Below are 14,112 nucleotides of genomic sequence, written 5' to 3' on the forward strand. Positions count from 1 at the left end.
GCCGACGCGCGGTCTACGCTCGGCCCATGGACGTCGTCGCCGGGCTCCTCGACGGCCCCCGCGCGCGGGGCGCCTTCCTCCTCCGCAGCCACCTCACGGCGCCCTGGAGCATGCGCATCGAGGACGAGGCGCCGCTGACGATCGTCCCGGTGCTGCGCGGCTCCGCGTGGGTCGGCCCGGCCGGCGGCGACGACCGACGGGACGGCGGCGACCCGGACGGCAACGGCGGCGTGCACGTCGGCGAGGGCGACGTCGTGCTGCTGCGCGGTCCCGACCACTACGTGGTCGCCGACTCGCCGTCGACCGCCCCGCAGGTCGTCGTCGGTCCGGCGTCGGACATGTGCCGCGCGGTCGACGGAGGCCCGTCACCCATGACCGTGCTCGGCGTCCGCTCGTGGGGCAACGACCCCGACGGCGAGACGGTCGTCGTCACGGGGACGTACCCGCTCGACGGCGAGGTGGGCCGCCGGATCCTGCGCGTGCTCCCGCAGCGCGTCGTCCTGCGCCGGGGCGACGTCGACGGGGGGCTCGTCGAGATGCTCGCGCGCGAGGTCGTCCAGGACCTGCCGGGCCAGGAGGCGGTGCTCGACCGGCTCCTCGACCTCCTGCTCATCTCGTGCCTGCGCACGTGGCTCTCGCGCCCGGACGCCCCGGGGTGGTACCGCGCTGACGCCGACCCCGTCGTCGGTGCCGCCCTGCGCCTCGTGCACCACGACCCGGCGCGTCCCTGGACGGTGGACGCGCTCGCTCGCGCGGTCGGGCTCTCGCGCGCCGCGTTCTCGCGCCGCTTCACCGAGCTCGTCGGGGAGCCGCCCATGACCTACCTCACGGGCTGGCGCCTCGACCTCGCCGCGGACCTGCTCCTCGAGGACGGCGCGACCGTCGCGTCCGTGGCGCGCGCCGTCGGGTACGGCACGCCGTTCGCGCTGAGCGCCGCGTTCAAGCGCGTGCGCGGCGTGAGCCCGGCCGAGCACCGCGAGCGCGCGAGCGCGGCCTGAGCCGGCGTCCCCGCGCCCACCGCGGGCAGGCCGCCGCGCTCACCGTTCCACCGGCACCAGCTCCACGTCGCGCAGGGCGCCGGCGTCGACCGTCGCGGTGAGGTAGGTGCAGACCGGCTGGCGGCGCCGGTCGGTCGGCGACCCGGGGTTGAGCAGCCGCATGCCGCCGGGCGAGACCGTGTCCCACGGGATGTGGCTGTGCCCGAAGACGAGCAGGTCGGTGTCCGGGTACGCGGCGTCCGCACGCCGCTCGCGCCCCTCCTTCCCGCCGGTCTCGTGCACGACGGCGACCCGCAGCCCCTCGATCGTCGTGCGTGCGACCTCGGGCAGCCGGGCGTGCAGCTCGGGCCCGTCGTTGTTGCCCGCGACGCCGACGAGCCGCGCCGCCCGCGCCTCGAGCGCGTCGAGCAGGTCCACGGTGACCCAATCGCCCGCGTGCACGACGACGTCGGCCGCGTCGACCGCGCGCCACACCTGCTCGGGCAGGACGCGGGCGCGGGCGGGCACGTGGGTGTCGGCGAGCAGGAGCAGGCGCGTGACCACGCCGCCACGATAGGTGCGGGCGGGCGCGGCGGTCGACGGGTGCAGCGGCGCGCCGTCGGGACGCGTTGCACGATCGCCACCATGGGAGACGATGGACGGATGCCGCTCTCCCGCCGGGTCGTCCGGACGACCGTGCACGTGCTCGACCCGTCGACGGCGCGCGTCGCCACCGGCATCGGCCGGGAGCCGTTCGTCCGCACCGGTCGGCGGCGCTGAGTGGCGGTCCACGACGGGGGCACGCCGGCGACCGACGGGGGGACGCCGCCGGTCCGCCTGCGACCCGCCGGACCCGACGACGCCGCGGCGCTCGGCGCCGTCGAGCACCGCTGCTGGACCGAGACCTACACCGACCTGCTGCCGCCGTCGTCCTGGGAGGCCGCCGAGCCCGAGGGCGACGCCGCCTGGTGGCACCGGCGGCTGGTCCGCCCGCGCCCGGGCACGAGCGTGGTGCTCGCCGAGGCGCACGGCGCCGTCGTCGGCTTCGCGATGGCGGGCCGCCCGCACGTCGGTGCGCACGTCGCCCACCCGCCCGTGCGCGACCTCGAGCTCTACTCCCTCTACGTGCTCGCCGCCTGGCACGGGACCGGGGTGGGCACCGCGCTGCTCGAGGCCGCCGTCCCGCCCGGCACGCCCGCCGAGCTCTGGGTCGCGGAGCGCAACCCGCGTGCCCTGGCGTTCTACCGCCGGCACGGCTTCGAGGCCGACGGCACGCGCGAGGCGTCGGACCCGCGGTTCGGTGGTCTCGCCGAGATCCGGATGGTGCGCTGAGGCGGCGCACGACGGACGACCGGTCGACGACGGGCGGTCGGTGGAGCCCGTGCGGACGCCTCCGGACGACCCGCCTGCGATGATGGGCCGCATGGCACGCGACCTGTGGCTCACCGGCGACCCGGAGGCCGACCAGCTCCTGTCCAGCGACCCGTTCGCGCTGCTCGTGGGCATGCTGCTCGACCAGCAGGTGCAGATGGAGACCGCGTTCGCGGGTCCGGCGAAGATCGCCGGCCGCATGGGCGGGCTGGACGTGCGCCGCATCGCCGAGGCCGACCCCGAGGAGTTCTCGGCCATGGCCTCGACGCCGCCGTCGATCCACCGCTACCCCGGTGCGATGGCGGGCCGCGTGCAGGCGGTGGCGCGTGCCGTCGTCGACGACTACGACGGCGACGTGACCCGCATCTGGACCGACCCCGCGCCGTCGGGCGACGCGCCCGACGGCGCGCTCGTGCTGCGGCGCCTCAAGGCGCTGCCCGGCTTCGGCGACCAGAAGGCACGGATCTTCCTCGCGCTGCTCGGCAAGCAGTACGGCGTGGAGCCGCAGGGCTGGCGGGAGGCGGCCGGCGCGTACGGCGAGGAGGGGTCGCGCCGCTCGATCGCGGACGTGACCGACCAGGGCTCGCTCGACGAGGTGCGGGCGACGAAGAAGGCGGCGAAGGCCGCGGCACGCGCGGCGAAGGGCTGACGGTGGACGACACGACGACCGGCACGACCGGCAGCGACGGCACGGCGACCGAGCACGAGGAGCACTCCCGCGGCGGGACGTACTCGGTGCCCGGCAAGGAGTACACGCGCGACACGCGCTACATCCAGACCCGGATCACCGCCGACGGGCGCGACGGCTTCCCCGTCGAGCCGGGCCGGTACCGGCTCGTCGCGGCGCGCGCGTGCCCGTGGGCGAACCGCGCGATCATCGTGCGCCGCCTCCTCGGCCTCGAGGACGCGCTGTCTATGGGCCTCGCGGGTCCCGTGCACGACCAGCGGTCGTGGACGTTCGACCTCGACCCGGACGGGCGCGACCCGGTGCTCGGCATCGAGCGCCTGCAGGAGGCCTACTTCGCGCGCGACCCGGAGTACCCGCGCGGCATCACCGTGCCCGCGGTCGTCGACGTGCCGACGGGCGCCGTCGTGACGAACGACTTCGCGCAGATCACGCTCGACCTGTCGACCGAGTGGGGCGCGTTCCACCGCGACGGCGCGCCCGACCTGCTGCCCGCCGCGCACCGCGACGAGCTCGACGCGGTGATGCAGGAGGTCTACACCGAGGTCAACAACGGGGTGTACCGGTGCGGCTTCGCCGGCTCCCAGCGCGCCTACGAGCGCGCGTACGAGCGCCTGTGGACCGCGCTCGACCGGCTCGAGGAGCGCCTCGCCGACCGGCGGTACCTCGTCGGCGACACGATCACCGAGGCGGACGTGCGGCTCTTCACGACGCTCGTGCGCTTCGACGCCGTCTACCACGGGCACTTCAAGTGCAACCGGAACAAGCTCACCGAGATGCCGGCGCTGTGGGCGTACGCGCGCGACCTGTTCCAGACGCCCGGGTTCGGCGACACCGTCGACTTCGTGCAGATCAAGGAGCACTACTACCGCGTCCACACGGACATCAACCCGTCGGGCATCGTGCCCGCCGGGCCGGACCTCTCCGGCTGGCTCACCCCGCACGGGCGCGAGTCCCTCGGCGGCCGGCCGTTCGGCGACGGGACGCCGCCCGGGCCGGTGCCCGAGGCGGAGCGCGTGCAGGCCGGGCACTCCCCGCTCGCGCGCTGACCGGAGGCGGGTTGCGCCCGCCCCGGCGCCCCGCTCCGCCGGACCCTGGTGCCGCGGCGGGGCCCGCCCTACGCTGACCTGTGGCGGGCGGCCCCGCCCGCCGGCGGATCGGCCTTGGAGGAATCGTGGCGCACGGCGACATCACGCACATCGACATCCCGGTCACCGACATGGGCCGGGCCACGACGTTCTACAGCGGGCTGTTCGGCTGGGAGATCGCCGAGGTCCCCGGCTACGAGGGCTACCCGATGTGGCAGGCCCCGAACAAGATCAGCGGCGGCGGGCTCGCCCCGCGCTCCGACGACTTCGTGCAGCCCCGCAGCTACGTCGAGGTCGACTCGATCGAGGAGACGCTCGCGAAGGTGCGGGACATGGGCGGCACCGTCGTCATGGAGCGCTCCGAGATCAGCCCCACGTCGTGGTGGGCGATCTTCACCGACCCGGACGGCAACCACGTCGGCCTCTACGAGGGCACGACCGAGGCCGGCTGACGCGCGCTCGCCGACCCCGGCGGCGACCCGTCACCGGCCCCCGAGCACCCGGCCGTCGGGGTCGTCGGGACGCCGCGGGCGCAGCGCGGCGGGCGCCGGCCACGGCAGGGCGTACCGCTCGACGGGGACGTCGACCGCGCCGAAGTCGTCGGTCTGCACGACGACGCCGTCGGGCGTGACCTCGACGATCCGCACCCGCACGGGCGCCCCGTCGGGGCGCTCGAGCATCCACACGTCGGCGAGCCACGCCAGGCCGGACTCCTCGAGCGCCTCCTCGGCCGCGAGCCAGTCGACCGGGCCGGTGAGGTCGCGGCCCAGCGGCGACACGGCCACCCAGTCGTCGCCCTCGGGCCGGATCCAGCCCACGGGCTCGCGGTCGTCGGGGCGGCGGTGGGCGATCCAGTCGGCGGGCAGCACGGCGCCACCGTAACCGGGCGGCCGAGGCGCCACCCAGCGTTTTGCGCCGGGCGCACCGTGGCCGCCTCTCAGGCGCCCGGCGCCGTGCCGGCGACCGGCTCGTGCCCCGACCCCTCGCGGAATCCCTCGGCGAACCCGGCGCGGTAGCCGTCCGCGTACGCCTCGGCGCTGCCCTCGCGGAAAAGGTCGTCGGCCGAGGACCGCACGAGCACGCGGGCGCCCGGTCCGTCGTCGGCCGTGACGTGACGACCCAGGCCGCGCACCACCGCGACCGGCCGCCCGTCCGCCTTGCCGCGCACGAGCTCGCTCGCCGCGGCGATCTCGTCCGCGACCGCGGTCACCGTGACGGACAGCGGTCGCCCGTGGGCGTCGACCCCGCCGCGCAGGTCGTCGACGACGGCGATCCCCGCCGCCCCGATCGCGACGTCGACGAGCCCGTCGCGCCACGCGCGCCCCATGGTGTCGGTCACGACGACCGCGAGCCGGTCGACGCCGAAGCGCTCGCGCAGCGCGGCGCGCAGGGCCCGGGCCGAGGCGTCCGGGTCGACGGGCAGGAGCAGCACCGTGCCCTCGGGCGTGTTCGACGCGTCGACGCCCGCCGCGGCCATGACGAGACCGAGCCGGTTCTCGACGATCCGCAGCGGCGGCTGCCCCGGCCGCTCGCGCGTGGCGACGACCCGCACGGTCTCGTCGGTGATCGCCTGCTCGCGGTCCGCGGCCGCGACCACGCGGCCCTCCGCCTTGGACACGACCTTGCTCGTCACGACGACGACGTCGCCCTCCGCGAGCGGTTCGCCGGCCGCGAGGGCGTCCTGCGCGAGCAGGTCCCCGACCAGCCCCGCGAGGTCGTCGCCCGGGCGCACCTCGCCCAGGCCCGACGGCGCCCACGCCGTGAGGCGCACCGCCCCGCCCGGGCGGCCGCCGCCGTCGGGCACGGGCACGCTCATCGGCCGAGCTTCGGCAGGACGTCGCGGCCGAAGACCTCGATCCACTCGCGCTGGTTGCGACCCACGTTGTGGAGGTAGATGCGGTCGAAGCCGAGGTCGACGAACTTCTGGATGTACGCGCGGTGCTCGTCGGGGTCGGACGAGATGACCATGCGGCCCTCGAAGTCCTCCGGGCGCACGAGCTTGGCCATCTGCTCGAAGTCGTGCGGCGAGCGGATGTCGGCCTTCGGGAACTTCATGCCCCCGTTGGGCCACTCGGTCATCGCGTTCGCGAGCGCCTCCTCGTCCGTCTCGGCCCACGACAGGTGCAGCTGGAGCACCTTCGGCATCGTCTGCGGGTCGCGGCCGGACTCGCGGACGCCGTCGTCGAACTTGCCGAACAGCATGGAGATCTTCTCCAGGGGCGCCCCGACGGTGATGAGGCCGTCGGCGTGCTTGCCCGCGCGCTTGGCCGTGACGGGGCCCGCGGTGGCGACGAGGATCTCCGGCGGGACCTCCGGCATGGTCCACAGGCGCGTGGACTCCATCTTGTAGAACTGCCCGGAGTGCTTGACGTCCTTGCCCGCGAGCGACGCCGAGAAGAGCTTCTTGATGATGTCGATCGCCTCGAACATGCGGTTGATGCGCTCGGGCGCCTCCGGCCAGTACCCGGCGACCACGTGCTCGTTGAGGGCCTCGCCCGACCCGAGGCCCAGCCAGTGCCGGCCCGGGTACATCGCGGCCAGCGTCGCGGACGCCTGCGCGACCATCGCGGGGTGCCAGCGGAAGGTCGGCGCCGTGACGCCCGGGCCGAGGTCGCCGCGCGTGCGCTCCCCCACGGCCGTCAGCACGTTCCACACGAACGCCGCGTGCCCCTGCGCGGGCACCCACGGCTGGAAGTGGTCCGCCGCCATGGTCCCCGAGAAGCCGTGCTCCTCGGCGTGGGCGGAGAGCGCGACCGCCTCCGACGGGTGGAACTGCTCGAGCATCGCGGCGTAGCCGACGGTGAGGTCTGAGGACATGGCCACGAGCCTAGTTCGCGGTCGGGGGGCGTGGCCGGATCTGGGACAATGGGCGACCATGAGCGACTTCCCGACGAGCGCGCCCGCGGGCGCGGCCGACACCACGGCAGCAACGACCACTCCCCCCGGCGCCGCAGCCGGTGACGTCGTCCGCGCGGTGGTCGCGGGAGTACCCGACCGCGTGAGCCTCGACGGCCTTGAGGCGACCTACGACGCGCGGTGGACCGAGCAGGGCACGTACGCGTTCGACCGCACGAAGTCCCGCGAGCAGGTGTTCTCGATCGACACCCCGCCGCCCACGGTGTCCGGCTCGCTGCACGTCGGGCACGTCTTCTCGTACACGCACACCGACGTCGTCGCGCGCTACCGGCGCATGCGCGGGCTCGAGGTCTTCTACCCCATGGGCTGGGACGACAACGGCCTGCCCACCGAGCGCCGCGTGCAGAACTACTACGGCGTGCGCTGCGACCCGACGCTGCCCTACGTCGAGGGCTTCGAGCCCCCGCACGAGGGTGGCGAGGGCAAGTCCGTCAAGGCGGCCGACCAGGTGCCGGTGAGCCGGCGCAACTTCATCGAGCTGTGCGAGCGGCTGACCGCGGAGGACGAGAAGCAGTTCGAGACGCTGTGGCGCCGGCTCGGGCTCTCGGTCGACTGGGCGCAGCACTACCAGACCATCGACGCGCGCTCGCGCACGGCCGCCCAGCGGGCGTTCCTGCGCAACCTCGCGCGCGGCGAGGCGTACCAGGCCGAGGCACCGGGCCTGTGGGACGTGACGTTCCAGACGGCGGTCGCCCAGGCCGAGCTCGAGGCGCGCGACTACCCGGGCCACTTCCACAAGGTCGCCTTCCACCGCGTCGGCGCCGACGGCGAGGACAGCACCGGCGAGGTCGTCCACATCGAGACCACCCGGCCGGAGCTGCTGCCCGCGTGCGTCGCGCTCGTCGCGCACCCGGACGACGAGCGCTACCAGCACCTGTTCGGCACGACGGTGCGCTCGCCCCTGTTCGACGTCGAGCTCCCCGTGCTCGCCCACCCCGCCGCCGAGCGGGACAAGGGCGTGGGCATCGCGATGTGCTGCACGTTCGGCGACCTGACGGACGTCCAGTGGTGGCGCGAGCTGCAGCTGCCGACGCGCTCGATCATCCAGCGCGACGGGCGCATCGTCCGCGAGACGCCCGAGTGGATCGTCTCCGCCCACGGCCGCGCCGCGTTCGAGGAGCTCGCCGGCAAGACGACGTTCTCCGCGCGGACCGCCGTCGTGGACGCGCTGCGCGCGTCGGGCGACCTCGAGGGCGAGCCCGTCGCGACGCAGCGCAAGGCGAACTTCTTCGAGAAGGGCGACAAGCCGCTCGAGATCGTCACGTCGCGCCAGTGGTACATCCGCAACGGCGGTCGCGACTGGACCACGGCCGACGGCGGGGCCCGCGACCTGCGCGGCGAGCTGCTCCAGCGCGGCAAGGAGCTCGACTTCCACCCCGACTTCATGCGCGTGCGGTACGAGAACTGGGTCGGGGGCCTCAACGGCGACTGGCTCGTCTCGCGCCAGCGATTCTTCGGCGTCGCGATCCCGCTCTGGTACCCGGTGCTGGAGTCCGGCGAGGTGGACCACGACCACCCGCTCGTGCCGAGCGAGGACGTCCTGCCCGTCGACCCGTCGTCCGACGTGCCCGCCGGGTACACCGAGGACCAGCGCGGGGTGCCGGGCGGCTTCGTCGGCGAGACGGACATCATGGACACGTGGGCGACGTCGTCGCTCACGCCGCAGATCGCGGGCGGCTGGGAGGTCGACCCGGACCTGTTCGAGCGCGTGTTCCCCATGGACCTGCGCCCGCAGGGCCAGGACATCATCCGCACGTGGCTGTTCTCCACGGTCGTGCGCTCCCACCTCGAGTTCGACTCGCTGCCGTGGAAGAACGCCGCGATCTCGGGCTGGATCCTCGACCCCGACCGCAAGAAGATGTCGAAGTCCAAGGGCAACGTCGTCACGCCCATGGGCCTGCTCGAGGAGCACGGCTCCGACGCCGTGCGCTACTGGGCGGCGTCCGCCCGCCTCGGCACCGACGCGGCGTTCGAGGTCGGCCAGATGAAGATCGGCCGCCGGCTCGCGATCAAGATCCTCAACGCCTCGAAGTTCGCGCTGTCGTTCGGCGCCGACCCCGACGCCGGCGAGGGCGCGAGCCACACCATCGTCCTCGACCCGGCGCACGTCACCGAGACGCTCGACCGCGCGATGCTCGCGGGCCTCGCGGACGTCGTCGCCCGGGCGACCGAGGCGCTGGAGGCGTACGACCACACGCGCGCGCTCGAGATCACCGAGACGTTCTTCTGGACGTTCTGCGACGACTACCTCGAGCTCGTGAAGGACCGCGCCTACGGTGCCGGCGCGGCCGCGTCCGACGTGCCCGGCGAGACGCGCTCCGCGCGCGTCGCGCTGGCCATCGCGCTCGACACGCTGCTGCGCCTCTTCGCGCCGTTCGTGCCGTTCGCGACGGAGGAGGTCTGGTCGTGGTGGCGCGCGTCCGAGGGCTCGATCCACCGCGCCGCCTGGCCCACGCCCGACGTCGCACGCGACGCCGCCCAGGGCGCCGACCCGGCCGTGCTCACCGCCGCGGGCCACGCGCTCGCCGCGCTGCGCAAGATCAAGTCCGAGGCGAAGGTGTCGATGCGCACGCCGATCCTCGCGGCGACGGTCGCGGTGCCCGCCGCGTCGCTCGCCGGCGTCGAGGCGGCCGTCGTCGACGTCCGCAACGGCGGGCGCGTCACCGGCGCGCTCGACCTCGTCGAGGCGGCCGAGGGCCAGGGCGACGCGGCCGTCCAGGGCGGGATCGTCGTCGTCTCCTCCGAGCTCGGCGAGCCGGAGCAGCGCCGCAAGGGCTGAGGACGGCGCCGCCCGCACAGCACGGCACAGCACGACGCCCTCCCCGGACGTGCCGGGGAGGGCGTCGTCGCGTCAGGCGTCAGATGACCTCGCCGCGCAGGCGCGAGTCGTCGCCGGACATCGTCGCGGCGACCTCCTTGGGCGTGCCCTCGTCGGACCAGCGGAGCGTGGCCCCGACGCCCTCGATGAGCTCGACGCTGCCCTCCGGGGCGAACGTCACGCCGGCGTCCTGACCGATCGCCGCACGCACGAGCGCGATCGGCGCGGGCAGCTCCTCGATCCCCTCGCTCACGCCGAGGGCCTCGAGGTCCGCCCGCGCGGCGGCGATGTGCATCGGGTCGGGCCCGATCCACAGGGTCCGGCCGTCGGGGTTGGCGTCCTGCGCGTAGGTGTCGGCGAGGATGAGCTCGTCCACCTGGCCGCGCGTCAGGACGGTGACCACGTCGTCGACGGACGTCACCGCCCCGGACTCACGACCTTGCTCCTGGCGGAACTCGGCGAGCACCTTCTCCCGGCGCCGCTCGCGGAAGCTGTCGAGCGCGTCCGCGACGTTGTCCTCGAACGCGGCCTCCTGGATGCCGGCGGCGCGGCCGCCGCCCGGGACCTCGACGACGAGCTCCTCGACCTGCCGGCCGAGCGCGCGCCGCACGAGCGGCACCGAGCGCACGTCGCCCGTGAGGAGGACGACCTCGGGCTTGTGCTCGGCGACCTGACGCTCGAGCTCGGCCGCGACCGTCTCGGCGTTGCGCTCCCAGGAGTCCTCGGCGCGCGTCTCCACGCGACGCTGGCCCCAGCCGCCCGCGCTCACCTTGTTGATCACGTCGTGGTCGCCCTGGACGGTCTCCGCCTCCGCGCCCGTGACGTAGCCCGCGTCGTCGGACCACAGCATGTCCGCGCCGGTCCGGTCGACGGCGACGCGCACGTGCCGCACGGCCTCGTCGCCCGCGCGCGCGGCCTGCAGCAGGGCAGGGACCTGGTCCCACCGCCCCTGCGTGAGCGGCGGCGGGTCCTGCAGCACCCGGTCCACGAGGACGCCGGTCTCGTCGGCGATCAGCACCCGCCCGTGCGGGCCGGCGACCCGTGTGGGCCGCAGGACCACCTCCTCGAGGTCGTCGAGCACGGTGTCGGGAGCGCCCTGCTGGTGCAGCTCCCGGCGCACGCCCTTCCAGCGGTTCTCGACCTCGCGGTACCCGACCTCGTTGGCCCGCGTCGCGTCCAGGTAGACGGTGGCGAAGGGGCCGGGGTGGCCGAGCAAGGGCTTGAGCCAATCGATCTTCATGCGTACACCTCATGACGTCCGTCGGCAGACGGGCGGGCGTCCGCGGGACCGCGGCGGCCCGCCCTCGGTCTCCCCCAGCCTCCGTCAGAACCGCAGGGCCCGCACGTCGCGCTCAGGAGTAGGTGTCGAGCACGGGCGCTCCCTCGCCCGAGGCGGCGTGCTCCGCCGCGATGATCTCGTGGTGGCGGATGACCTCGCCGACGATGAACTCGCGGAACGCCTCGGCGAAGGCGGGGTCCAGCCCGGCAGCCGCCGCGATGCCGGTCAGCCGCTCGATCTGCTGCCGGTCCCGCTCCGGGTCCGCGGGCGGCAGCCCGCCCGCCGCCTTGAGCTCCCCGACGCGGCGCGTGAACTTGAACCGCTCCGCGAGCAGGTGCACGAGCGCGGCGTCGATGTTGTCGATGCTCTGGCGCAGCGTGAGGATCTCGGACGGCACGGCGCCGTGCGCGCGCGACGGCGCGGCGCCTTCGGATTCGGGGGTCACCGTCCGATCGTAGGCGCCGGGCGCCGGGCCCCGGCGCCGCGTCCACCGCTGGTGGGGACGCGGAACGCGGTACCGGACGTCCGGGGTAAAGTGCACGCCGTCCCTCCACCGTCCACCCTGCGGAGCACCCCCATGACGGAACACGAGTCGCCCGGCCTCGTCGAGGTCTCCCCGCGGGCGACCGTCAGCACGCTCCTCGCCGACCGGGTCGCCCGCGGGGCGGACGCGCCGATGATCGAGCGCCGCGACGCCTCCGGCGGCGCGTGGACGGCGATGACGGCGCGCGAGTTCTCGGACGACGTGCTGGCCGTCGCACGCGGGTTCGTCGCCCGTGGTGTCGCGGTCGGCGACCACGTCGCGATCATGTCGCGCACGCGCTACGAGTGGACGCTCCTCGACTTCGCGCTCTGGGCGGTCGGCGCGGTGCCGGTGCCCGTCTACGAGACGTCGTCGCCGGAGCAGGTGCACTGGATCTGCTCAGACGCCGACGTCCGCCTCGCGGTCGTCGAGACGGCCGACCACGCCGCCACGCTCGCCGAGGTCCGGGACCGGCTCCCTGCGCTCACGGACGTCCTCGTCGTCGACGACGGCGCCGTGGAGGCGCTGCGCTCCGCAGGTGCCGAGGTCGCCGCGGAGGAGGTCGAGCTCCGCCAGGCCGCGCGGTCCGCCGACGACCTCGCGACGATCATCTACACGTCGGGGTCCACGGGTCGGCCGAAGGGCGTCGAGCTCACGCACCGCAACTTCGTGCACCTCGCCGTCAACGGGCGCGCCGGTCTCGCCGAGATCCTCGACGCGCCGGGCGCGCGGACGCTGCTGTTCCTGCCGCTCGCGCACGTCTTCGCGCGGTTCATCCAGGTCGTGGTCGTCGCGGCCGACTCGGTCCTCGCCCACAGCGCCGACACGAGGAACCTCGTCGCGGACCTCGGCACGTTCCGGCCCACGTTCCTCCTCGCGGTGCCGCGCGTCTTCGAGAAGGTCTACAACGGGGCGGAGCAGAAGGCGCGCGCCGCCGGGAAGGCGAAGCCGTTCCAGTGGGCGGCGCGGGTCGCGATCGCGTACTCGCGCGCGCTCGACACGCCTCGCGGCCCGTCCCTCGCGCTGCGCGTCCAGCACGCGGTCGCCGACCGTCTCGTCTACCGCACCCTGCGCAGCGCGATGGGCGGCCGGCTCACGTACTCGATCTCCGGCGGGGCGCCGCTCGGCGAGCGGCTGGGGCACTTCTTCCGCGGTGTCGGGCTGCGGATCCTCGAGGGCTACGGCCTCACCGAGACGACGGCCCCGACGGCGGTGAACCTGCCGGGCCTGACGAAGATCGGGACGGTCGGCCCGGCGTTCCCCGGCACCACGCTGCGGATCGACGACGACGGCGAGCTCCTGGTGCGCGGCGACCACGTCTTCCGGGGCTACCGCAACCGCCCCGACCTCACGGCGGAGGCGCTGCAGGACGGGTGGTTCCGCACGGGCGACCTCGGCTCGTTCGACGAGGACGGCTACCTGCGCATCACGGGCCGCAAGAAGGAGATCATCGTGACGGCGGGCGGCAAGAACGTCGCACCGGCCGTCCTCGAGGACCGGCTGCGCGCGCACCCGCTCGTGAGCCAGGTCGTCGTCGTGGGCGACCACCGCCCGTTCATCGGCGCGCTGGTCACCCTGGACGCGGAGATGCTCCCGGGCTGGCTGTCCTCGCACGGCCTGCCGGCGATGGACGTCGACGCCGCGGCGTCGCACCCCGACGTCCGGGCCGCGCTCGACCGCGCCGTCGAGCGCGCCAACGAGGCGGTCTCGCGCGCGGAGTCGATCCGCAAGATCACCGTCCTGACGACGGACTTCACGGAGCACAACGGCTACCTCACCCCGTCGCTCAAGGTGAAGCGCGCCGCCGTCGTGGCGGACTTCGCCTCCACGATCGACGACCTCTACGGCGGCCCCGTCACCACCGACGCCTGAACATCGGACGTCGACCACGACCCTGCTTGCCGTCGACCACGACCCTAAGGCCGCTATCACGCGGAAAACGACACCACCGTCGTGCTCGGCGCCGAGGGTGAGACATCGGGTGAGGGCGGGGTGGGGTGGGGCGCGCGCCGTCGTGGCGGGTCTGGCGGGAGCGGCGCGAGGGACGAGCGGCGCGGATGGTAGACGGCGCGCGCACCACCCCACCGCGACCGGACGCGACCCGGCACGTCTCCGCGCCCGAGCGGGACGCGGCAGGGTCAGGCGGACTTCTCCCGCGGTGCGCGGGCGCGTGAAGCGGCGGGGCTGGTGCGCGGCACCAGGGTGGGGTTGACGTTGTCGAGCACGACCTCGCGCGTGATCACGACCTTCTCCACGTCATCACGGGACGGGACGTCGAACATCACCTGCTGCAGCACCTCCTCCATGATCGCGCGCAGCCCCCGGGCCCCGGTCCCGCGCAGCAGCGCCTGCTCGGCCACCGCCTCGACCGCGGTCTCGGTGAACTCCAGCTCCACCCCGTCGATCGCGAACATCCGCTGGTACTGGCGCACCAGCGCGTTCTTGGGCTGGGTCA

General features: G+C 74.5%; 13 protein-coding genes and 1 pseudogene. 7 read left to right on the plus strand and 7 right to left on the minus strand.

All coding sequences use genetic code 11. The features are described from left to right. Positions 1-26: 26 nt before the first annotated feature. On the plus strand, positions 27-998 hold the full coding sequence (locus JZ5iCDA_RS05490; RefSeq protein WP_069386241.1) for an AraC family transcriptional regulator: 972 nt from the start codon (positions 27-29) through the stop codon (positions 996-998). Positions 999-1,037: 39 nt separating this feature from the next. Here JZ5iCDA_RS05490 and JZ5iCDA_RS05495 read toward each other — a convergent pair whose 3' ends face one another. Beyond that, entirely contained in the window at positions 1,038-1,541 is a 504-nt protein-coding gene (locus JZ5iCDA_RS05495) for a metallophosphoesterase family protein (protein WP_069386242.1), read from the minus strand. A gap of 216 nt (positions 1,542-1,757) precedes the next feature. Here JZ5iCDA_RS05495 and JZ5iCDA_RS05500 point away from each other — a divergent pair, with 216 nt between their 5' ends. The 4 genes from JZ5iCDA_RS05500 to JZ5iCDA_RS05515 all read left to right on the plus strand — a co-directional run bounded on the left by JZ5iCDA_RS05500 (position 1,758) and on the right by JZ5iCDA_RS05515 (position 4,573). Continuing rightward, positions 1,758-2,309, plus strand: a complete 552-nt coding sequence (locus JZ5iCDA_RS05500; RefSeq protein ID WP_171905304.1) for a GNAT family N-acetyltransferase — start codon at positions 1,758-1,760, stop codon at positions 2,307-2,309. A 91-nt stretch (positions 2,310-2,400) separates the two neighbouring features. Then, positions 2,401-2,997, plus strand: coding sequence for an HhH-GPD-type base excision DNA repair protein (locus JZ5iCDA_RS05505; RefSeq protein ID WP_069386256.1), 597 nt, complete (start codon positions 2,401-2,403; stop codon positions 2,995-2,997). 2 nt (positions 2,998-2,999) lie between these two features. Continuing rightward, complete coding sequence (locus JZ5iCDA_RS05510) at positions 3,000-4,082, plus strand: glutathione S-transferase C-terminal domain-containing protein (RefSeq protein ID WP_083259696.1); 1,083 nt, start codon at positions 3,000-3,002, stop codon at positions 4,080-4,082. Between the two features lie 125 nt (positions 4,083-4,207). Further along, on the plus strand, positions 4,208-4,573 hold the full coding sequence (locus JZ5iCDA_RS05515) for a VOC family protein (protein ID WP_069386243.1): 366 nt from the start codon (positions 4,208-4,210) through the stop codon (positions 4,571-4,573). A gap of 30 nt (positions 4,574-4,603) precedes the next feature. Here the strand turns inward: JZ5iCDA_RS05515 and JZ5iCDA_RS05520 are convergent, their stop codons facing one another. The 3 genes from JZ5iCDA_RS05520 to JZ5iCDA_RS05530 form a co-directional block, all read right to left on the minus strand. Further along, the gene (locus tag JZ5iCDA_RS05520) at positions 4,604-4,990 is read right to left on the minus strand and encodes a hypothetical protein (RefSeq protein ID WP_069386244.1); all 387 of its coding nucleotides are present in this window, start codon (positions 4,988-4,990) and stop codon (positions 4,604-4,606) included. 68 nt (positions 4,991-5,058) lie between these two features. Further along, complete coding sequence (gene cofE / locus JZ5iCDA_RS05525; protein ID WP_069386245.1) at positions 5,059-5,937, minus strand: coenzyme F420-0:L-glutamate ligase; 879 nt, start codon at positions 5,935-5,937, stop codon at positions 5,059-5,061. After that, entirely contained in the window at positions 5,934-6,938 is a 1,005-nt protein-coding gene (locus JZ5iCDA_RS05530; RefSeq protein ID WP_069386258.1) for a TIGR03557 family F420-dependent LLM class oxidoreductase, read from the minus strand. Before JZ5iCDA_RS05530 ends, cofE begins: the two co-directional genes overlap by 4 nt. Positions 6,939-6,996: 58 nt before the next feature. Here JZ5iCDA_RS05530 and valS point away from each other — a divergent pair, with 58 nt between their 5' ends. Further along, complete coding sequence (gene valS / locus JZ5iCDA_RS05535) at positions 6,997-9,816, plus strand: valine--tRNA ligase (RefSeq protein ID WP_069386246.1); 2,820 nt, start codon at positions 6,997-6,999, stop codon at positions 9,814-9,816. 79 nt (positions 9,817-9,895) lie between these two features. On the opposite strand, the gene JZ5iCDA_RS05540 is transcribed toward valS, so the two are convergent. Both JZ5iCDA_RS05540 and JZ5iCDA_RS05545 read right to left on the minus strand, forming a co-directional pair. Next, positions 9,896-11,095 carry a baeRF2 domain-containing protein gene (locus JZ5iCDA_RS05540; RefSeq protein WP_069386247.1) on the minus strand — a complete coding sequence of 400 codons (1,200 nt, stop codon included), beginning with the start codon at positions 11,093-11,095 and terminating at the stop codon, positions 9,896-9,898. A gap of 112 nt (positions 11,096-11,207) precedes the next feature. Further along, positions 11,208-11,579 (minus strand): chorismate mutase, encoded by a 372-nt coding sequence (locus JZ5iCDA_RS05545; protein ID WP_069386248.1) that lies wholly within the window; start codon positions 11,577-11,579, stop codon positions 11,208-11,210. A 132-nt stretch (positions 11,580-11,711) separates the two neighbouring features. On the opposite strand from JZ5iCDA_RS05545, the gene JZ5iCDA_RS05550 reads away from it, so the two are divergent. Next, positions 11,712-13,529 (plus strand): AMP-dependent synthetase/ligase, encoded by a 1,818-nt coding sequence (locus JZ5iCDA_RS05550; RefSeq protein WP_069386249.1) that lies wholly within the window; start codon positions 11,712-11,714, stop codon positions 13,527-13,529. 266 nt (positions 13,530-13,795) lie between these two features. On the opposite strand, the pseudogene JZ5iCDA_RS05555 reads toward JZ5iCDA_RS05550, so the two are convergent. Further along, positions 13,796-14,112, minus strand: a pseudogene (locus tag JZ5iCDA_RS05555) (ATP-dependent Clp protease ATP-binding subunit ClpX); the annotation flags it as partial.

Origin of the sequence: Cellulosimicrobium cellulans (assembly GCF_001722485.1) — a bacterium.
Lineage (GTDB): Bacteria > Actinomycetota > Actinomycetes > Actinomycetales > Cellulomonadaceae > Cellulosimicrobium > Cellulosimicrobium cellulans_A.

Coding starts and splice junctions, on each gene's coding strand:
- JZ5iCDA_RS05490 (WP_069386241.1), top strand. CDS start 27: ATGGACGTCGTCGCCGGGCTCCTCGACGGCCCCCGCGCGCGGGGCGCC.
- JZ5iCDA_RS05505 (WP_069386256.1), top strand. CDS start 2,401: ATGGCACGCGACCTGTGGCTCACCGGCGACCCGGAGGCCGACCAGCTC.
- cofE (WP_069386245.1), bottom strand. CDS start 5,937: ATGAGCGTGCCCGTGCCCGACGGCGGCGGCCGCCCGGGCGGGGCGGTG.
- JZ5iCDA_RS05530 (WP_069386258.1), bottom strand. CDS start 6,938: ATGTCCTCAGACCTCACCGTCGGCTACGCCGCGATGCTCGAGCAGTTC.
- valS (WP_069386246.1), top strand. CDS start 6,997: ATGAGCGACTTCCCGACGAGCGCGCCCGCGGGCGCGGCCGACACCACG.
- JZ5iCDA_RS05540 (WP_069386247.1), bottom strand. CDS start 11,095: ATGAAGATCGATTGGCTCAAGCCCTTGCTCGGCCACCCCGGCCCCTTC.
- JZ5iCDA_RS05550 (WP_069386249.1), top strand. CDS start 11,712: ATGACGGAACACGAGTCGCCCGGCCTCGTCGAGGTCTCCCCGCGGGCG.